This is a genomic window from Janthinobacterium sp. C22 (assembly GCF_057919405.1).
The window spans coordinates 6,422,212-6,440,485 of record NZ_CP193659.1 but is presented as its reverse complement, the minus strand read 5'-3'; the positions used below and the strand labels follow the sequence as shown (position 1 = coordinate 6,440,485).

General features: G+C 62.3%; 15 protein-coding genes and 1 pseudogene. 8 read left to right on the top strand and 8 right to left on the bottom strand.

Features of this window, described 5'->3' with window-relative positions; translation table 11 throughout:
* Nucleotides 1–52: 52 nt before the first annotated feature.
* The 3 genes from ACRHIG_RS30230 (at nt 53) to ACRHIG_RS30220 (ending at nt 2,920) form a co-directional block, all read left to right on the top strand.
* The gene (locus ACRHIG_RS30230) at nt 53–685 is read left to right on the top strand and encodes an ANTAR domain-containing response regulator (RefSeq protein WP_034749164.1); all 633 of its coding nucleotides are present in this window, start codon (nt 53–55) and stop codon (nt 683–685) included.
* Between the two features lie 90 nt (nt 686–775).
* A complete protein-coding gene (locus tag ACRHIG_RS30225; protein ID WP_035824628.1) occupies nt 776–1,882 on the top strand; it encodes an S-(hydroxymethyl)glutathione dehydrogenase/class III alcohol dehydrogenase in 1,107 nt (368 codons plus the stop codon).
* A gap of 183 nt (nt 1,883–2,065) precedes the next feature.
* Nucleotides 2,066–2,920: a hypothetical protein gene (locus tag ACRHIG_RS30220; RefSeq protein ID WP_489628897.1), complete on the top strand. Its 855-nt coding sequence runs from the start codon at nt 2,066–2,068 to the stop codon at nt 2,918–2,920.
* Here ACRHIG_RS30220 and ACRHIG_RS30215 read toward each other — a convergent pair.
* On the bottom strand, nt 2,917–3,297 hold the full coding sequence (locus tag ACRHIG_RS30215; protein WP_489628896.1) for a hypothetical protein: 381 nt from the start codon (nt 3,295–3,297) through the stop codon (nt 2,917–2,919). The two genes, ACRHIG_RS30220 and ACRHIG_RS30215, sit on opposite strands and share 4 nt — an antisense overlap.
* Before the next feature lie 3 nt (nt 3,298–3,300).
* Between ACRHIG_RS30215 and ACRHIG_RS30210 the strand changes: the two genes are divergently transcribed.
* Entirely contained in the window at nt 3,301–5,610 is a 2,310-nt protein-coding gene (locus ACRHIG_RS30210) for a UvrD-helicase domain-containing protein (protein WP_166448197.1), read from the top strand.
* Between the two features lie 196 nt (nt 5,611–5,806).
* On the opposite strand, the gene ACRHIG_RS30205 is transcribed toward ACRHIG_RS30210, so the two are convergent.
* The 3 genes and pseudogenes from ACRHIG_RS30205 to ACRHIG_RS30195 all read right to left on the bottom strand — a co-directional run bounded on the left by ACRHIG_RS30205 (nt 5,807) and on the right by ACRHIG_RS30195 (nt 8,035).
* Nucleotides 5,807–6,598: a BPSS1780 family membrane protein gene (locus ACRHIG_RS30205; protein ID WP_489628895.1), complete on the bottom strand. Its 792-nt coding sequence runs from the start codon at nt 6,596–6,598 to the stop codon at nt 5,807–5,809.
* Between the two features lie 2 nt (nt 6,599–6,600).
* Nucleotides 6,601–7,556 (bottom strand): annotated as a pseudogene (locus ACRHIG_RS30200) (homoserine kinase).
* Between the two features lie 83 nt (nt 7,557–7,639).
* Nucleotides 7,640–8,035 (bottom strand): hypothetical protein, encoded by a 396-nt coding sequence (locus ACRHIG_RS30195; protein ID WP_475414645.1) that lies wholly within the window; start codon nt 8,033–8,035, stop codon nt 7,640–7,642.
* Nucleotides 8,036–8,326: 291 nt separating this feature from the next.
* Between ACRHIG_RS30195 and polA the strand changes: the two genes are divergently transcribed.
* Together polA and ACRHIG_RS30185 are read left to right on the top strand one after the other, a co-directional pair.
* Nucleotides 8,327–11,089, top strand: coding sequence for a DNA polymerase I (gene polA / locus ACRHIG_RS30190; protein ID WP_489628894.1), 2,763 nt, complete (start codon nt 8,327–8,329; stop codon nt 11,087–11,089).
* A gap of 128 nt (nt 11,090–11,217) precedes the next feature.
* Nucleotides 11,218–12,102 (top strand): dienelactone hydrolase family protein, encoded by an 885-nt coding sequence (locus ACRHIG_RS30185; protein WP_489628893.1) that lies wholly within the window; start codon nt 11,218–11,220, stop codon nt 12,100–12,102.
* On the opposite strand, the gene ACRHIG_RS30180 is transcribed toward ACRHIG_RS30185, so the two are convergent.
* Nucleotides 12,080–12,430 (bottom strand): hypothetical protein, encoded by a 351-nt coding sequence (locus ACRHIG_RS30180; RefSeq protein WP_489630918.1) that lies wholly within the window; start codon nt 12,428–12,430, stop codon nt 12,080–12,082. The two genes, ACRHIG_RS30185 and ACRHIG_RS30180, sit on opposite strands and share 23 nt — an antisense overlap.
* On the opposite strand from ACRHIG_RS30180, the gene ACRHIG_RS30175 reads away from it, so the two are divergent.
* Together ACRHIG_RS30175 and ACRHIG_RS30170 are read left to right on the top strand one after the other, a co-directional pair.
* Nucleotides 12,342–13,100 (top strand): ZIP family metal transporter, encoded by a 759-nt coding sequence (locus ACRHIG_RS30175; RefSeq protein WP_131688328.1) that lies wholly within the window; start codon nt 12,342–12,344, stop codon nt 13,098–13,100. The genes ACRHIG_RS30180 and ACRHIG_RS30175 overlap by 89 nt on opposite strands.
* A 276-nt stretch (nt 13,101–13,376) precedes the next feature.
* Nucleotides 13,377–15,113, top strand: a complete 1,737-nt coding sequence (locus ACRHIG_RS30170; RefSeq protein WP_489628892.1) for an ABC-F family ATP-binding cassette domain-containing protein — start codon at nt 13,377–13,379, stop codon at nt 15,111–15,113.
* Nucleotides 15,114–15,154: 41 nt separating this feature from the next.
* Here the strand turns inward: ACRHIG_RS30170 and ACRHIG_RS30165 are convergent, their stop codons facing one another.
* The 3 genes from ACRHIG_RS30165 to ACRHIG_RS30155 are packed head-to-tail and all read right to left on the bottom strand — an operon-like array spanning nt 15,155 to nt 18,100.
* Nucleotides 15,155–16,006 carry a sulfurtransferase gene (locus ACRHIG_RS30165; protein WP_489628891.1) on the bottom strand — a complete coding sequence of 284 codons (852 nt, stop codon included), beginning with the start codon at nt 16,004–16,006 and terminating at the stop codon, nt 15,155–15,157.
* Between the two features lie 13 nt (nt 16,007–16,019).
* A complete protein-coding gene (locus ACRHIG_RS30160) occupies nt 16,020–16,943 on the bottom strand; it encodes a DMT family transporter (RefSeq protein WP_489628890.1) in 924 nt (307 codons plus the stop codon).
* A 56-nt stretch (nt 16,944–16,999) separates the two neighbouring features.
* Nucleotides 17,000–18,100: an aromatic ring-hydroxylating oxygenase subunit alpha gene (locus ACRHIG_RS30155; RefSeq protein WP_489628889.1), complete on the bottom strand. Its 1,101-nt coding sequence runs from the start codon at nt 18,098–18,100 to the stop codon at nt 17,000–17,002.
* Between the last annotated feature and the right edge of the window lie 174 nt (nt 18,101–18,274).

The window sequence follows — 18,274 nt, the reverse complement described above, 5'->3', positions numbered from 1 at the left end:
GCAATAATCGGCATATAATAAGAACATCATTCATTACCGAGGTCCCCCACCCATGAGTCAGCCAGCCGCCGCGAAACGCCTTATCCTGATCGTTGACGATGACCAGCTCCTGTTGGAATTCCTCGGCGAAGTCCTGCGCCATGCCGGTTATGAAACGGCCCTGGCCCATTCGGCCGAAGTGGCGCTGCAGTTGATCGCCCAGCGCGAGCCGGACCTGGCCTTGCTCGACATCCACATGCCGGGCATGTCCGGCCTGGAACTGGCCAAGCGCCTGCATGGCGAGACGGCCGTGCCGTTCATGTTCCTGTCCGGCAGCGGCGACAGCGAATCGGGCAAGCAGGCGGCCGCCTACGGCGCCGTCGGCTATGTCGTCAAACCCGTCGATGAAGGCCGTTTGATGCCCGCGTTCGAAGCGGGCCTGGCCCGTGCGGACGAGATCCGCCAGCTGCGGCGCACCGAGCTGAACCTGAATGCGGCGCTGGCCGCCGGCCGTGAAACGAGCCTGGCCGTGGGTTTGCTGATGGGCAAATTCCAGACGGACCGCAACACGGCGTTCGAGGTGCTGCGCGACCACGCCCGTTCCAGCCGCCGCAAGATCAATGAAATCGCCAGCCAGCTGCTGCTGGCCGAGGAAACCCTGAACGGCTTGCATGGCGCATTTTTGAACCGGGCAAAGACCAAGTAAGCGTATCCTCTCGCGCCCGCATGCCTGCCTTGCTATGATGTGGCGATACGGCGCGCTGGCGCGCCTGGTTCAACCATAGACAGGACACACATGAAAACCAAAGCAGCGATTGCCTGGAAGGCGGGCGCCCCGTTGACCATCGAAGAAGTCGACCTGGCCGGCCCGCGCGAGGGCGAGGTACTGGTCGAAATCAAGGCCACGGGCATTTGCCATACCGATTACTACACCCTGTCGGGCGCCGATCCGGAAGGCATCTTCCCGTCCATCCTCGGCCATGAAGGCGCCGGCATCGTCGTCGACGTAGGCCCGGGCGTGAAAAGCCTGAAGAAGGATGACCACGTCATCCCCCTGTACACGCCGGAGTGCCGCCAGTGCAAATTCTGCCTGTCGCAAAAAACCAACCTGTGCCAATCGATCCGCTCGACGCAGGGCCGCGGCCTGATGCCGGACGCCACCTCGCGCTTCTCCATCGACGGCAAGCCCATCTTCCACTACATGGGCACGTCCACTTTCTCGAACTACATCGTGGTGCCGGAAATCGCCCTGGCGAAGATCCGCGAAGACGCGCCATTCGATAAAGTCTGCTACATCGGCTGCGGCGTCACCACCGGCGTGGGCGCCGTGCTGTTTACGGCCAAGGTCGAGGCGGGCGCGAATGTCGTCGTGTTCGGCCTGGGCGGCATCGGCCTGAACGTGATCCAGGCGGCGAAGATGGTCGGCGCCGATAAAATCATCGGCGTCGACATCAACCCGGCGCGCCAGGACATCGCCCGCAAGTTCGGCATGACGCATTTCGTCAACGCCAACGAAGTGGAAAACGTGGTCGACACCATCGTGCAGCTGACGGACGGCGGCGCCGACTACAGTTTTGAATGCATCGGCAACACCACCACCATGCGCCAGTCGCTCGAGTGCTGCCACAAGGGCTGGGGCCAGTCCATCATCATCGGCGTGGCGGCGGCCGGCCAGGAAATTTCCACCCGTCCATTCCAGCTGGTGACGGGGCGCGTGTGGAAAGGTTCCGCCTTCGGCGGCGCGCGCGGCCGCACGGACGTGCCGAAGATCGTCGACTGGTACATGGAAGGCAAGCTCAATATCGACGATTTGATCACGCACCGCTTGAAGCTCGACGACATCAACCAGGGCTTCGACCTGATGAAGAGCGGCGAATCGATCCGCTCCGTCGTGCTGTACTAATACATTACGCCGTACCACGGCGTTTTTGCGGAGGCTTAGGCCTCCGTTTTTTTGCCCCGCGTGCCATCCATCGTCCGTGTCTGCCATCCAGGCAGGTCTTTTTGCAGCCTGTCGCAGCGCGCTGGAGCCGTGCGCCATCCGCCGCTACAGTCGATGCTCCACTACTTTTGCGACGAGGCAGCCATGTCCACTTCCCACCGTTTGATCCTCAGCCTGGCCGGTATCGTGCTTGGCGGCAGCGCGCTGGCCGTACAGCCGCCGCAGCCGCCCGCGCCGCCGGCTGCACCGGCCGCACCGAGCAAGCAGATTAATATTTCCATGGGCAGCGGCGATGGCTATGCGCTCGTCGACAGCAGCGAGGACAGCGTCACCATGGCCGGCACCGATGTCGACGGCCAGCAGATCAAGCAGCTGCAGCGTTCGCTCAAGGGGCAGTTCCTATGGTTCCGCGACCAGGGCAAGGGCTATGTGACGCAGGATGCCGCGCTGCTGGCCCGCGTGCGCGACGCCTGGAAACCGTCGCAAGATCTGGGTTTTCAGATGAGCGGCCTGGGCAAGCAGATGAGCGAACACGGCAAGGCGATGGGCGAACTGGGCAGCAAGATGGGCGCCCATGGCGCGGCGCAGGCGAACGTCGGCGCGCGCGATGTGGCGCAACTGCAGGCGCTGGGCCGACAGCAGCAGGAACTGGGCCGCAAGATGGGCGAGGCGGCGCGCCGCCAGGCGCAGGCGACCACGGAGACGGCGCGCCGCGCGGCCGGACGCGAGGTGGAACGCCTGCAGCAGCAGATGGAAGATGCGCAGGACGCCATGGAAGAGGTCAACGACCGCATTGCCGCCGCGCAAGAACGCGAGGCGGACAAGGTGGATGCGCTGTCGCGCCAGATGGATCAGCGCGGCAAGCCGATGGAAACCCTGGGCAAGCAGATGGAAGCGCTGGGACGCCAGCAGGAAAAGGCCACCAAGGCAGCCGACAAGGCTACGCGCCAGGTGATCGCCCAGGCCCTCAGCGAGGGCAAGGCAAAACTGGTGCGCTAGACTTGGTTCCAGCTGGCGGCCACGGCGCGGTATTGCGACGGCAGCTGCGCCCTGGCCTCGTCTTCGCTGGCATACACCTCGTCCTGCAGCGTTTCCCAGCGCGCGTCGCAGCTGAAACGGTAGACGCGCGCCTCGCCCGCATACTGGCACACGGCCAGGCCGTGGATGGCGGCGGGGGCGGTGCCATGCTCATCGGTGAGGTGGCCGAAGGGCAGGTCGGACCAGGCCCAGGCCAGTACGCGGGCGCCGTCGAGGTGGGTGGGGGTGTCATGGGGATACAGGCCGCTGTGTCGGGATAGCGATTGTAGCGCGCGCGGGTAAAATGGCGCGACCGCTGGACAAATGCACAGTATTTTTAGCCATGCCGGTATAATCACGGCATGCAAAATCTTCTTCACAACCTCAATCCCGAACAATTGGCTGCCGTCACCCTGCCGGCCCAGCATGCGCTGATCTTGGCCGGCGCCGGTTCGGGCAAGACCCGCGTGCTGACCACCCGCATTGCGTGGCTGATCCAGACCCAGCAGGTATCGCCGCCCGGCATCCTGGCCGTGACCTTTACGAATAAGGCCGCCAAGGAAATGCTCACGCGCCTGTCGGCCATGCTGCCGATCAATACGCGCGGCATGTGGATCGGCACCTTCCACGGCCTGTGCAACCGCTTGCTGCGCACGCACTACCGCGACGCCGCCTTGCCGCAGACCTTCCAGATCCTCGATTCGCAGGATCAGCTATCCGTGATCAAGCGCTTGTTGAAGGCGAACAACATCGATGATGAGAAATTCCCGCCGAAGACGGTGATGTATTTCATCAACAATGCCAAGGACCAGGGCTTGCGCGCCACGGACGTGGAAGCGTACGACGCGCACGAGCGCAAGATGGTCGAGCTGTACCAGTTGTACGACGACCAGTGCCAGCGCGAAGGCGTCGTCGATTTTGCGGAATTGCTGCTGCGCACGTATGAGTTGCTGAGCCGCAATCAACCATTGCGCGAGCATTACCAGGCGCGCTTCCGCCATATTCTCGTGGACGAGTTCCAGGATACGAACAACCTGCAATACAACTGGTTGAAATTGCTGGCCGGCCATGGCAGCCGCGATGGCGGCGCCCTGTTTGCCGTCGGCGACGACGACCAGAGCATCTATGCCTTCCGCGGCGCCAACGTGGGCAATATGAGCGCCTTCGAGCATGAGTTCCAGGTCAAGAACTTGATCAAGCTGGAGCAGAACTACCGCTCGCACGGCCACATCCTCGACAGCGCCAACGTGTTGATCGCGAACAATAGCAAGCGCCTCGGCAAGAATCTGCGCACGGACGCGGGCCATGGCGAGCAGGTGCGCGTGTATGAAGCCAGTTCCGACCTGCAGGAAGCGCAGTGGATCATCGAAGAGGCGAAAAGCCTGATCGCCGATGGCGCCTCGCGCAGCGAAATCGCCATTCTGTACCGTTCGAATGCGCAGTCGCGCGTGATCGAACACGCGCTGTTTTCGGCCGCCATTCCCTACCACGTGTATGGCGGCCAGCGCTACTTCCAGCGCGCCGAGGTCAAGCACGCGATTGCTTATTTGCAATTAATGGATAATCCGCACAACGATTCGGCCTTCCTGCGCGTCGTGAACTTCCCCACGCGCGGCATCGGCATGCGCTCGATCGAGCAATTGCAGGCCGCGTCGGAGCAGTACGGCATTTCGCTGTACGCTTCCGTGCCGTATGTGGCGGGCAAGGCGGGCAGCGTGCTGGCCGGTTTTGTGAAATTGATCGAGGGCGTGCGTTTCGAAACGCAGCAATTGTCCCTGCCGGAAATGGTCAGAGTGGTGCTGGAAGCGAGTACCCTGCTCCAGCATTATCAGAACGAAAAGGAAGGTGCCGACCGCATCGAGAATCTGGAGCAGATGGTCAGCGCGGCCAGCCAGTTCATTTCCGAGGAAGGTTTTGGACAGGGCGCACCGGCCCACCTGGGACCAGCCGCCCAGGCGCAGTCGGGCGCGCCCGTCGTCAACCAGGATGGCATCGAAATCCTCGACGCCGACGCGCCGCTGCCGGCCGTGATGTCGCCGCTCTCCGCATTTTTATCGCACGCGTCGCTGGAAGCGGGCGACAACCAGGCGCAGGCGGGCCAGGATGCGCTGCAGATGATGACCGTGCACTCGGCCAAGGGCCTGGAATTCGACAACGTGTTCATCACGGGCCTGGAAGAGGGCCTGTTCCCGCACGAAAGCAGTTCGAAGGAAGACAATGGCGTGGAAGAGGAACGCCGGCTGATGTACGTGGCCATCACGCGCGCGCGCAAGCGGCTCTACATGAGCTTCTCGCAGACGCGCATGTTGCACGGCCAGACGCGCTACAACATGAAGTCGCGCTTCTTCGACGAGTTGCCGGAAGAGTCCTTGAAATGGCTGTCGCCGAAGGTGCAGGCGAACTGGTTCGGCAACCGCAAGTCGGCCTGGGACGAGGCACCAAGAGTGGCCAGTCTCGGTTCGGACAATGCGATTGCGCAAAAGATCGCGCAAAAAGCCACGGGCGGCGGCTGGCGCATCGGCGAATCGGTGGCGCACGCCAAGTTCGGCGAAGGCGTGATCGTGAATATCGAAGGCGGCGGCGGCAATGCGCGCGCGCAGATCAACTTCGGCCAGCACGGCATGAAGGTGCTGGACCTGGGGATCGCCAAGCTGGAACGTCTGGGACGGTGATGTTGTACGGCGCAACGTCGGATTACGCGGCGTGCCGCCGCTAATCTGACCTACGCTGTGGCATTGCAAGGCATTCGAGAGCGTGTAGGTCGGATTAGCGCAGCGTAATCCGACATCATTGTTGGCCTTGCAAGGCATTCGATATATAAAAAGGGGCAGCCTGCGCAGGCTGCCCCTTTTTACATCTGGCCGGCGATCACTCTCCGGTCTTATCCAGCGACACCGTCTTGCTCTCATCGGCGGGCACGCCGAAGATCTGGCGGTAGGCGGCGTAGAACGAGCAATGCATGATGATGGTCAATATCATCGACAGCGGCATCATCAGCTGCATCATCAGCGGCGTGCGGCCAAAGATAACGGCCAGCAATTGGCTGGTGACGACGCTGATGGCAAACCAGATGGCGGCGAAGACGATGAAGGCCGACAGCGAACGCCAGACGGCGAAAAAGCTGAAGAACAGCGCCTTGCCCAGGCCGGTTTGGCGCCAGTAGATCAGCGGCGCGGCAAAGCAGAAGGCCATGGCGGCCGGCACGTACAGCACGATGGCCAGCAGGATGCCCAGGCCCAGGCGCGAGTCGGGGATGGCGGCGCGCGCCGCTTCTTCCGTCAGTTGCCCGGTGACCAGTTTCCACAGCAAGCCACCGTCCACCAGGGTCGAGGCGCCGATGGCAACGATGGCCATCAGGATGTACAGCACGCCCAGTCCGAACAGGGACGGAAACGCCGGCTTGCGGAAGCCCGAAATCAGGAGGCTGGGCAGGACGCGCTTGCCCTGGTCGATGTTCAGGCAGCCTTGCACGAAGGCGACGGAGAATACGGGCACCAGGATGACGGGCAGCAATTGGCCGAGCACGGGCACGATGCTGACGGCCAGCATGCAGAACATATAGCCGAGAAACAGCATCGACATGCCGCCAGGTTGCTTGCGAAACAGGCCGAAGCCTTGTTTCACCCATTGCCAACCTGTACTTGCAGGTAATTTTTCCATGTTTAAAACAGTTCCGGAGCAGGTGTGGCGATACGTTCGCGCAGAATGCGTTCGAAATGCGTGGGATCGTGCGGGGTCAGCATTTCCGCTTCGCGCGGCTGGTAATAATCGTACAGGCGCGACAGCCAGAAACGCAGCGCGGCGGCGCGCAGCATCGGCTGCCATGCCGTTCGTTCTTCATGCGTAAACGGGCGCACGGCCTGGTAGGCGTCGAGCAGGGCGCGCACGCGCACCGTGTCGAGCACGCCCGTGGCCAGGTCCACGCACCAGTCGTTGACGGTGACGGCCACGTCGAACAGCCAGGTGTCGCAGCCGGCAAAGTAAAAGTCGAAAAAGCCCGTCAGGCGCTCGCCGTCAAACATGACGTTGTTGCGGAACAAGTCGGCATGCACGGGACCGCGCGGGATGGCTTTATACGTATCGCAGGCGGCAAAGGCGTCCTGGAAATGGATTTCCGCGCGCAGCAAGTGCGCCCTGGCATCGTCGAGGTGGTGCAAGACCAGCGGCGTGGTGGCGTTCCACCAGTCCAGTCCGCGCAGATTCGGCTGCTGCAGGGGAAGTCCTGCGCCGCCAGGTGCATCTTCGCCAGCATGGCGCCGACAGCGGCGCAATGCACGGCTTGCGGCGCCATCTGCGAGCTGCCGTCGAGTTTGCTGACGATGGCGGCCGGCTTGCCTTGCAAGGCCGTCACCAGTTCGCCATCGGCATTGGCGATCGGCGCGGGCACCAGCACGCCCCGGTCCGCCAAATGGCGCATCAGTTGCAGGTAGAACGGCAATTGCTCGAAGCTGAGGTTTTCAAAGATCGTCAGCACATACTCGCCGCGCTCCGTGCTCAGGAAGAAATTGCTGTTTTCGATGCCGGACGCGATGCCCTTGAGCGCCAGAGGTTTGCCGAGTGGAAACTGCGTGATCCACTGGCCGATATCGTCCAGGTGTAGCGCGGTAAAAACTGCCATGGGAAAGAGAGGAATGGTCTAAAAGGTCAAAAAAGCCGGCTGCCCCCGCGCATGGCCGGGGCAGGGCAGAAGAGAGTGGCTGCTTACTTCGCTGGTGCGGGCGGTGCTGGCGCGTCCGCTGCCTCTTCATCGCGTTGTTTCTGTTTTTTCTTGCCCAGATCAAATTCCAGCACTTTCCATTGCGGGCCGCGCAGGGCGTTGCCGTTGGCCTGGTCGGCGCCGGCGGCCGGCTTCATGTAATAGGTGCTGCCGCCGCTGGTGACTTTCACTTCGCTGGTGACACCCGCTTCGCGTTTTTCGGTAATCTGCTGCTTGGCGGCGGCCGGCGCCACGGTGATGGGGGCTTCGCCCATTTCCTCGATACGTTCGAGCTGGGGCGGCGCGTCGCTCGGTTTGGCCGGCGTCTGGGCGCTGGCAAGGGCCGAACATGCCAGCAGGGGCAGGGCGAGGAATGTCCAGAGTGTCGATGTACGCATCATGATGGGTTCGCTTCCATGTGTGGGACTGCAGCGCGTGCAGTGGTGTAATGCCGTCAATTTATCTATAAGGCATTGTAACAAACTGGTAGGCAATGCTGTTTAAATGAGCGGAAATGGCTGGCAGCGGCGGCCCGCGTGCCCGTTCGGGGCCGCCAGGGTGGCAAAAACGCCAGGAACGGCACGCATTGCGGCCGGTGACGCGGCCCTAAACTCTGCGATAATTGGGCGAACTTCCACCCGCCCGCCGCTCTGCTCACTGGGCGGGCGCGCTCACCTTATTTTATTGGCATTATGCAAAACACCCTGCTGTTAGTCGACGGTTCCAGTTACCTTTATCGCGCCTTCCATGCGCTGCCCGACCTGCGCAGCCCGGACGGTTACCCCACGGGCGCCATGCACGGCATGGTCAACATGCTGCGCCGCCTGCGCGCCGATTACCCGGCCGCCTACATCGCCTGCGTGTTCGATGCCAAGGGTAAAACTTTCCGCGATGACATGTATCCCGAGTACAAGGCCACGCGCGCCTCGATGCCGGACGACCTGCGTTTGCAGATCGAACCGATCCACGAAGCCGTGCGCGCCATGGGCTGGCCCATTTTGATGGTCGACGGCGTCGAAGCGGACGATGTGATCGGGACCCTGGCCGTGCAGGCGGCCGCCGCCGGCATGAATGTGGTGGTGTCCACGGGCGACAAGGACCTGGCGCAACTGGTCAACAGCCAGGTGATGCTGATCAATACCATGAGCAATGAAAAGCTCGACGAAGCGGCCGTGCTGGCCAAGTTCGGCGTGCCGCCCAAGCGCATCATCGATTATCTGTCGCTGATCGGCGATACGGTCGACAACGTGCCGGGCGTGTCGAAATGCGGGCCGAAAACGGCCGTCAAATGGCTGACCCTGTACGACAGCCTGGAAGGCGTGATGGAAAACGCGGCCAAGGTGGGCGGCGCCGTGGGGGAAAACCTGCGCACGGCCCTGCCATGGCTGCCGCAGGCGCGCGCCTTGATCACCGTCAAGACCGATTGCGATTTGTCGGAACACATGACGACCATCGCCGATTCGCTGGTGGCGAAACACGAAGACAAGGAAGCGCTGCTGGCTTTCTTCAACCGCTACGGCTTCAAGGCCCTGCTGCGCGAACTGGGTGCGGCGCCGCCGCCGATGTCGCCCGTTGGCGCGCCTGCAACGGCTGGCGCATCGGCTGCGAACACGACGGGCGACATGTTCGCCGACGCGACCCCAGCGGTGGAAACCGAGTATGAAACCGTGCTGACGGATGCCCAGCTCGACAAATGGATCGCGCTGATCGACGCGGCTGCCCTGACGGCCTTGGACACGGAAACCACCTCGCTGGAACCGATGACGGCGCAAATGGTCGGCATTTCCCTGTCCGTGGCCGAGCACGCCGCCTGCTACATCCCGCTGGCCCACGATTACGCGGGCGCGCCGGAACAGTTGACGCGCGAACACGTGCTGGCGAAACTGCGCCCGTGGCTCGAAGATGAGACCAAGCCCAAGCTGGGCCAGAACCTGAAGTATGACAGCCACATCTTCGCCAACCATGGCGTGACGTTGCGCGGTATCGCCCACGACACCCTGCTCGAATCGTATGTGTTCGAGTCGCACAAGAAGCACGACATGGACAGCCTGGCCCTGCGCCACCTGAACTACACGACCATCCCGTTCGAGGACGTGTGCGGCAAGGGCGCCAAGCAGATCACCTTCAACCAGGTCGAGGTGGAGCAGGCGGCGAAATACGCGGCCGAGGATGCCGACGTGACCTTGCGTTTGCACAATGCCATGTGGGGCAATGTGGCGAACGATGAAAAACTCACGTTCATCTATGAAAAGATCGAAATGCCGACGGCCGTGGTCTTGCAAAAGATCGAGCGCAACGGCGTGCTGATCGACGACGAATTGCTCAACATCCAGTCGGCCGAGCTGGCCGTGAAGATACTGGAGCTGGAAAAGAAGGCGTATGAACTGGCCGAGCAGCCGTTCAACCTGGGTTCGCCCAAGCAGATCGGCGAAATCTTCTTCGAGAAATTGAAGCTGCCGGTGGTCAAGAAAACCCCGACGGGCGCGCCGTCGACGGACGAGGAAGTGCTGCAAAAGCTGGCCGAGGACTATCCGCTGCCCAAGGTGCTGCTGGAATACCGCGGCATGGCCAAGCTGAAGTCGACGTATACCGATAAATTGCCGAAGATGATCAACGTCACGACGGGCAGGGTGCACACGAACTATGCGCAAGCCGTGGCCGTGACGGGGCGCCTGGCGTCGAACGACCCGAACTTGCAGAATATTCCCATCCGCAGCGCGGAAGGCCGGCGCATCCGCGAAGCCTTTATTGCGCCGCCGGGCAGCCACATCGTGTCGGCCGACTATTCGCAGATCGAATTGCGCATCATGGCGCACATTTCGGGCGATGAAGCGATGCTGCGCGCGTTTGCCGACGGCATCGACATTCACCGCGCCACGGCCGCCGAGATCTTTGGCGTGCCGGCCGCGGAAGTGCAGAGCGAACAGCGCCGCTACGCCAAGGTCATCAACTTCGGTTTGATCTACGGCATGAGCGCGTTTGGCCTGGCCGGTAACCTGGGCGTGGACCGCACGGCCGCGCAAAGCTATATCGACCGCTACTTTGCCCGTTTTTCCGGCGTGAAACAGTACATGGAAGACACGCGCCAGCAAGCCAAGGCGCGCGGCTACGTGGAAACCGTCTTCGGCCGCCGCTTGTGGTTGCCGGAGATTAATTCGCCGAACGGCCCGCGCCGCCAGGGCGCGGAACGGGCGGCGATCAACGCGCCGATGCAGGGCACGGCCGCCGACCTGATCAAGCTGGCCATGATCGCCGTGCAAGGCTGGCTGGAGCAGGATGGTTTGCAGACGAAGATGATCATGCAGGTGCACGATGAACTGGTGCTGGAAGTGCCGGACGCGGAACTGGAACTGGTCAAGCGCAAGCTGCCGGAACTGATGGCGGGCGTGGCGGCGCTGAAAGTGCCGTTGACGGCCGAGGTAGGCGTCGGCAGGAACTGGGACGAAGCGCATTGATGCTGCGTCGGCTTACGCGGGGCATGCCCCGCTAAGCCGACCTACATGTTTAATTCAGCAATGACCGTAGGTCGGCTTAGCGCAGCGTAAGCCGACATTGATTGTCAACACCCCTTCAGGAGAAGCGCATGAGCGACATGATCACCGATTGTGAAAGTTTGCTGGGCCAGAGCAGCGTGTCCGGGCCGGATGGCCGGCGTGGTTTCCTGAAGGTGGCGCTGGGCGCGGGCTTTGCCGTGGCCGTGCTGCCCGTGGCGGCGCAAAACGTCATCAAGACGGATTCCGCCGGGCTCGTCACTGGCACCATGTCGGTGATGGTCGATGGCCAGGCCGTGCCCGTGTATGCGGCCCAGCCGGAAGGCAAGACGGGCTTGCCCGTGGTATTGGTCATTTCGGAAATCTTTGGCGTGCACGAGCACATTGCCGACATGGCGCGCCGCTTCGCCAAGCAGGGCTACCTGGCGCTGGCGCCCGACCTGTTCGTGCGCCAGGGCGATCCGACCAAGGTGGCCAGCATCCCGGAATTGATGAAAGGCATCATCGCCAAGACGCCGGATGCGCAAGTGATGGCGGACCTCGATGCGGTTGTTGCGTGGGCAAAACAGAATGGCGGCGACACGAGCCGCCTGGGCATCACGGGCTTTTGCTGGGGCGGCCGCATCACGTGGCTGTACGCGGCGCACAATCCGGCCGTCAAGGCGGGCGTGGCCTGGTATGGCCGCCTCGTGGGCGAAGCGACTGCCTTGCAACCGAGCAACCCCATCGACATCGCCGCCACCTTGAAAGTGCCCGTGCTGGGCTTGTATGGCGGCAAGGATACGGGCATCACGCAGGAATCGATCGGCAAGATGAAAGACGCGCTGGCCAAGGGCGGCAACAAGTCCGAGTTTGTCGTGTATCCCGATGCGGGGCACGCCTTCAACGCCGATTACCGCCCCAGCTATGTGGCGGCCGATGCGAAAGACGGCTATGCGCGCTGCCTGGCCTGGTTCAAAAGCCACGGCGTGGCGTAATACCGCAACAGAAAATACCTGCATTTTCCAGAAGTTGCCGCGAGAAGCACACCGGGCTGTAAAATGCCCGGTTCGTGTAAATGCAGTACAATTGCATCTTCATCGCGCTACGCTGCCGCCAGACGCGCAAATGTAAATAATAAGCAATAGTCATCAGGCCAGACGCCAGCATAGCGGGCGCCCATGACCCGGCGCCATTTTGAGGTAAGAAAATCATCGATCCCGTCCTTATATCCATTTTGCTCGCGACCACGATCGCGGGCGTGTTGAGCATTACCGCGGCGGCGATCTTTTCGTTTGCATTCCTGTCCAAGGTGGTCGAACGCATGGTCAGCTTGTCCGTCGGCATCATGCTGTCGACGTCCTTGCTGCACGCCTTGCCCGAAGCGTTCGAGTCGCAGGCGGACCCGCGCAGCCTGTTCGCCACCCTGCTGGCGGGCTTGCTGGCCTTTTTCATGCTGGAAAAATTTGCCATCCTGCGCCATTCGCACCACCACGAAGGCGATGGCCACCATCACGCGCACGGCCACGACAAGCACGAGGCGGGCAAGGCCGGCTGGATGATCCTGGTCGGCGACGGCATGCACAACTTTACGGACGGCATTTTGATCGCCGCCGCCTTCCTGGCCGACCCGAAGCTGGGCCTGGTCACGGGCCTGGCCATCATCGCGCATGAAATCCCGCAGGAAATCGGCGACTTCATCGTGCTGCTCAACGCCGGCTTCTCGCGTTTGCGCGCCTACATCTTCAATCTGCTGTGCAGCCTGATGGCGGTGGCCGGCGGCTTGCTCGGCTATTTCACCCTGGACCGCGCCAGCAATCTGATCCCGTACGTGCTCGTGTTCGCCTCGTCCGGCTTCATTTATATTGCCCTGTCGGACCTGATGCCGCAGATGCAGCGCCGCGCCACCCTGCGCGAAACCATCCCGCAAGTGCTCCTGATCGCGCTGGGCGTGTGCATCGTGCTGTTTTTGACGCGGCACAAACACGGCGGTTGATGCCCGGCACTGTCGGCGCAGTGCCAGCTATGTTATATTGCCTTTTTGACTAACTTGCACAGAAAGGAGGAAAATATAATGGAAGAAAACTTGTTGCTCGCCTTGTGGCGCGCACGCTCTTTAAGCGCATTTGCCAGCTCTTGCCCACGTTCTATCGCGCTGCGATAACCTGGCCAGAGCAAAGTCACCCTCCTACACGAGTCCTTTCCTGGTACTCCGTTGTCGTTAGCGCTCCTGTTAACGCGGATGCTTGCATCCCGAACAAAGACAAGAGCCATGACTACCCTGATCTCGACACAAGCTTTACAACTGGATACCCACGACGGTTTCCTCTTCAACGAACTCGCCTTTACCTTGCGCCAGGGCGACCGCATCGGCCTGATTGGCCACAATGGCTGCGGCAAATCCACCTTGCTGGGCTTGCTCAGCGGCACGCGGGAAGCCACTGCCGGCACCATCCACTATGCCCGTGCCTGCCGCTTGCAGCACGTGGAGCAGCACTTGCCGCCGGAACTTGCCAGCCTGAGCCTGTACGACGCCTTGCTGGCGCCCGTGCTGGAGCAGCCCGAGCTGCATTGGCGCGTTGACAGCCTGCTGGCCGAGCTGGGCTTCGAGCACGAGACGGCGCAAGTGCCCGTGCATTCCTTGTCCGGCGGCCAGCACACGCGGCTGCTGCTGGGGCGCGCCCTGCTGCAGGAGCCAAACGTGCTGCTGCTGGACGAACCGAGCAATCACCTGGATTTGCCGTCGCTGCTGTGGCTGGAGCAATTCCTGCTGCGCTGGCGCGGCGCCTTCATCCTCGTCTCGCACGACCAGCGCCTGCTGGACAACGTGGCCACGCGCAGCTGGATCTTGCGCGATAGCCGCCTGTACGACTTCGACTTGCCGTGCGGCCCCGCGCTGGCGGCGCTGGCCGAGGCGGACGTGGCCGCCGCCGCCCGGCATGCGGCCGAACAGAAGGAAATCGACCGCCTGTCCGCCAGCAGCGCCCGCCTGGCGTTGTGGGGCCGCACCTATGACAATGAAGACCTGGCGCGCAAGGCCAAGACCATGCAGCGGCGCATCGACAAATTGAAGGACGAGCAGTCGTTCGTCAGCGATGGCGCACCGTGGCGCCTGAGTTTGCGCGGCAAGGCGCTGGCGGCCGACCAGCTGCTGGCGCTCGACGGACTCGACGTGCGCGCCGTGCCCGCTTCTCCCGTGCTGTTCCAGGTCGGCCAGCTGTGGCTGAAACCGGGCGACAGGGTCGCCTTGCTGGGCGCCAACGGCAGCGGCAAGTCGTCCTTGCTGCGCCTGTGCTGGCAGGCGATCCAGGCACAGCAGGAACGCAGCGACTTGCGCTACCACCACGCGGCCAACATCGGCTATTACGACCAGTCGCTCAGGCAACTGGCCGATACGGCCGATTTGTCCGACGCCCTGTACCCGTTTGCCGTGCAGAACGAGGCTGCGCGCAGCCAGGTGGCGCGCAGGCAGGCCTTGATTTCAGCCGGTTTCCCGTATGCGCGCCATGGCCAGACGGTGGCGACCCTGAGCGGCGGCGAGCGGGCGCGGCTGCTGTTCCTGGGGCTGTCGCTGGCCAGCTACCATTTATTGTTGCTCGATGAACCCAGCAACCACCTGGACATGCAGGGCAAGGCGGAACTGGGGCAAGCCTTGCGCGGCTTTGCAGGCGGTTGTCTGCTGGTGTCGCACGACCGCGACCTGATCGAAACGGCGTGCAACCGTTTTTGGGTAGTGGCCGATGGCCGGCTGGAAGAGTGGCCGGATGCTGCCAGCGCGTATGCGCGGTTGAGTGCCGAGGATGGACAGGCGTCGGCGCCAGTGGTACGCGTGGAGAATGCGTCTGCGGTACTGACGGACATCGACCTGCAGCTGGAACGCTTGTGCGAACTGGAGCAATTGCTGGCGGAAGACCTGGCGAGGAAACCGCGGCACCAGAAGCCGGCCAGCCAGCAGGCGTGGCAGGCGGAATTGGCGCAGCTGAATCAATCGCTGGGGATAACGTCGTAGTTATCCACCGGGCATGAAAAAGCGGACCGAGGTCCGCTTTTTTAGTTACCCGTCGCCACCGGCCGCGCCGGATCCGCGCACCATTCGCTCCACGAACCCGGATACAGGGCCGCGCCAGGTAAGCCCGCCACTTCCAGGGCCAGCAGGTTGTGGCACGCCGTCACGCCGGAGCCGCATTGCAGGATAGTAGATTCAGCCGTGCTGATTAGGCCCGCGAATTCCTGCTCCAGTTCTTTAGCGGATTTGAAGCGGCCGTCCGCCTGCAGGTTATCCTTGAAGAAACGGCTTTTCGCGCCCGGGATATGGCCGCCCACGGGGTCGATGGTTTCGTTTTCGCCCCGGTAGCGGTCGGGCGCGCGCGCGTCGATGACGGTCAAGGCCTGGGTTTCCAGGTTGGCGACGACGTCCTGCACGCTGACCGTGCGCGTCAGGCTGGCTTTTTCCGTCAGCTTGCCGACAGGGCGGGGCGCCACGGGCGTGACCAGCGGCAAGCCCTGTGCCTGCCAGGCGGCCAGGCCGCCGTCGAGCACGGCCACATTCGGATGACCGAGCCAGCGCAGCAGCCACCACAAACGGGCGGCGAACATGCCGCCCTGGCCATCGTACGCCACCACTTGCGTGTCGTCATCGATGCCCCAGCCGCGCAGGGTGGCCAGCAGGGCATTGCGATCCGGCAAGGGATGCCGTCCCGTAAAGTCCGGGCCGCGCGCCGTCTTGGGGCCGGACAGGGCCGTGTCGATATCGGCGAATTGCGCGTTCTGGATGTGGCCGGCGGCAAACGCGTCGCTGCCCGCTGTCGGGTTGAGCAAGTCGTGGCGGCAATCGAGGATGACCCAGTTGCTGTCATTCAGGTGGCTGGCCAGTTCGCTGGCCTGGATCAAGGTGGTGTACATCAGGAACGCTCCTTTACACTTCGCTGGCGATGGGATCCGTGCGCGCGATGGCCGCGCCACGGGCCGTGTTGCGGGTATTGTAATAGGTTGCCGCGATGCCGGAAGCGAGAATGATGGCGATGCCCGTCCAGCCGTGCCAGTCGAACAGGTCGCCAAAGATCACCACGCCCCAGAAGCTGGAAAAGACGATGCCTGTGTATTGCAAATTGGCAACCACGAGGGTCTTGCCCAGGCGATAGGAGCGCGTCATGGCCATCTGCGCCATCGTGGCGCACAGGCCGATGGCGGCCAGCAAGCCGATGCCGTAGGCGCTCGTGTGCATGTGCCAGACGACGGGGCCACCGCCGGCGCTGGCCACGTGGCCGATCACGCCGGCCAGGAAATTGACGACCGAGAAATAAAACACGACCCGGTATTCGGGTTCGCCCAGCAAGCCCAGTTTGCGCACTTGCAAGTAGGCGAGGGCCGACAGCATGCCGGAAATCAAGGCCGTGATGGCGCCGGCCAGCTGATCCGTCTCGAACACCGGTTGCAGCAGCAGGGTCACGCCGACAAAGCTCATGGCAATGGCCGCCACCAGCGGCCACTCGACCTGTTGCATGCCTTTCCACCAGCCGCCGGCGAGTAAAATCACGGCGATCCAGATGGGCGCCATGTAATTGAGCGTCATGGCCGTGGCCAGCGGCAGGATGGCGATGGCATAAAACCACAGCCACAGGGCGATCACGCCCACCACGCCGCGCCACAGATGCTGGCCCGGCATCGTGGTTTTAAAGCTGCCGCCCTGGTACAGAATCGTGCAGCTCATGACGATCATGCCGATGATGCCGCGGTACATGACGATTTCGGACGTCGAATACAGATCCGAGGCCAGTTTCACGCACACGCCCATGATGGCGAACATAAAGCTGGCAAACAGCATCCAAAGTGACTGCATGAGTAATCCTGACGATGAAAATGAAAAAGGCCGCGCAATGCGGCCCCTTGAGGAAATTACAGTTCGATATTGCTGCGGTACCACTCGTGGAAGTGCTGCATGCCGTCTTCCATGGGCGATTGGTAAGGGCCCACTTCGTTCACGCCGCGCTGCATCAGGACCTTGCGGCCCGCATCCATGCGCTGGGCGATTTCATCGTCCTCGACACAGGTTTCCATGTAGGCAGCCCGTTCCGCTTCGACGAAGTCGCGCTCGAACAGCACGATTTCTTCCGGGTAATAGAACTCTACCACGTTGCGCGTCTTTTGCGGGCCGTCGGGCCACAGGGTCGAGACGACCAGCACGTGCGGATACCATTCGACCATGATGTTCGGATACAGGGTCAGCCAGATGGCGCCATACGGCGGCGCTTCGCCGCCGCGGAATTGCAGCACCTGCTCCTGCCATTTCTTGTAGGCAGGCGAGCCGGCCTGCTGCAGGCCGCGGTGCACGCCCACTGTCTGCACGCTGTAATCCTTGCCGAATTCCCAGCGCAGGTCGTCGCAGCTGACGAAGCTGCCCAGTCCCGGGTGGAACGGTTCCACGTGATAATCCTCGAGGTAGACTTCGATGAAGGTCTTCCAGTTGTAGTCGCACTCGTGGATTTCCACGTGGTCGAACATATAGCCGGAAAAATCGAGGTCTTTCGAGACGGACAAATCTTTCAATTTTTCCATCACGTTGTAGCCGTTTTGCTCGAACAGCAAGCCATTCCAGCTTTGCAGCGGCGTTTTCGACAGGTTCAGGCACGGCGTCTCGGGGAAGTGCGGCGCGCCGATCAATTCACCCTTGAGGTCATAGGTCCAGCGGTGCAGCGGGCAGACGATGTGGTTCGCATTGCCGCGGCCATTGAACATCAGCGCCTGCCGGTGGCGGCACACGTTGGACAGCACGTCGATGCCATTGGCGTTGCGCACGAGCATGCGCCCTTCGTTCTCAGACGCCAGGGTCGCAAAATCGCCGGTTTCCGGCACCATCAGCGCATGCCCGACATAGCGCGGGCCGGCTTGGAACAATTGCTGCATTTCACGCTGCAACAGCGTTTCGTCAAAATAGACGTGGACCGGAAGTTGCGCGTTTGAGCGCGCCAGCTTGGCGTGAGTAGCCAGATCGGACATCCCAACCCCCATAAATGTACAACGGTCAGCAGTGCCCCAGGCCATTCCCTGGGCAACCGCTACAGAGAGAAAGAATCCGCAAAGACCTGAATTCAAATTTGTTGAAACGGTATTTCGGACAGAACCGGCGATTATAGCGCGTATCGGCCTCGGCATTATCAAACCTGCCCGGTA

Coding starts and splice junctions, on each gene's coding strand:
- ACRHIG_RS30230 (WP_034749164.1), top strand. CDS start 53: ATGAGTCAGCCAGCCGCCGCGAAACGCCTTATCCTGATCGTTGACGAT.
- ACRHIG_RS30225 (WP_035824628.1), top strand. CDS start 776: ATGAAAACCAAAGCAGCGATTGCCTGGAAGGCGGGCGCCCCGTTGACC.
- ACRHIG_RS30220 (WP_489628897.1), top strand. CDS start 2,066: ATGTCCACTTCCCACCGTTTGATCCTCAGCCTGGCCGGTATCGTGCTT.
- ACRHIG_RS30210 (WP_166448197.1), top strand. CDS start 3,301: ATGCAAAATCTTCTTCACAACCTCAATCCCGAACAATTGGCTGCCGTC.
- ACRHIG_RS30205 (WP_489628895.1), bottom strand. CDS start 6,598: ATGGAAAAATTACCTGCAAGTACAGGTTGGCAATGGGTGAAACAAGGC.
- ACRHIG_RS30195 (WP_475414645.1), bottom strand. CDS start 8,035: ATGATGCGTACATCGACACTCTGGACATTCCTCGCCCTGCCCCTGCTG.
- polA (WP_489628894.1), top strand. CDS start 8,327: ATGCAAAACACCCTGCTGTTAGTCGACGGTTCCAGTTACCTTTATCGC.
- ACRHIG_RS30185 (WP_489628893.1), top strand. CDS start 11,218: ATGAGCGACATGATCACCGATTGTGAAAGTTTGCTGGGCCAGAGCAGC.
- ACRHIG_RS30180 (WP_489630918.1), bottom strand. CDS start 12,430: ATGCGTTCGACCACCTTGGACAGGAATGCAAACGAAAAGATCGCCGCC.
- ACRHIG_RS30170 (WP_489628892.1), top strand. CDS start 13,377: ATGACTACCCTGATCTCGACACAAGCTTTACAACTGGATACCCACGAC.
- ACRHIG_RS30165 (WP_489628891.1), bottom strand. CDS start 16,006: ATGTACACCACCTTGATCCAGGCCAGCGAACTGGCCAGCCACCTGAAT.
- ACRHIG_RS30160 (WP_489628890.1), bottom strand. CDS start 16,943: ATGCAGTCACTTTGGATGCTGTTTGCCAGCTTTATGTTCGCCATCATG.
- ACRHIG_RS30155 (WP_489628889.1), bottom strand. CDS start 18,100: ATGTCCGATCTGGCTACTCACGCCAAGCTGGCGCGCTCAAACGCGCAA.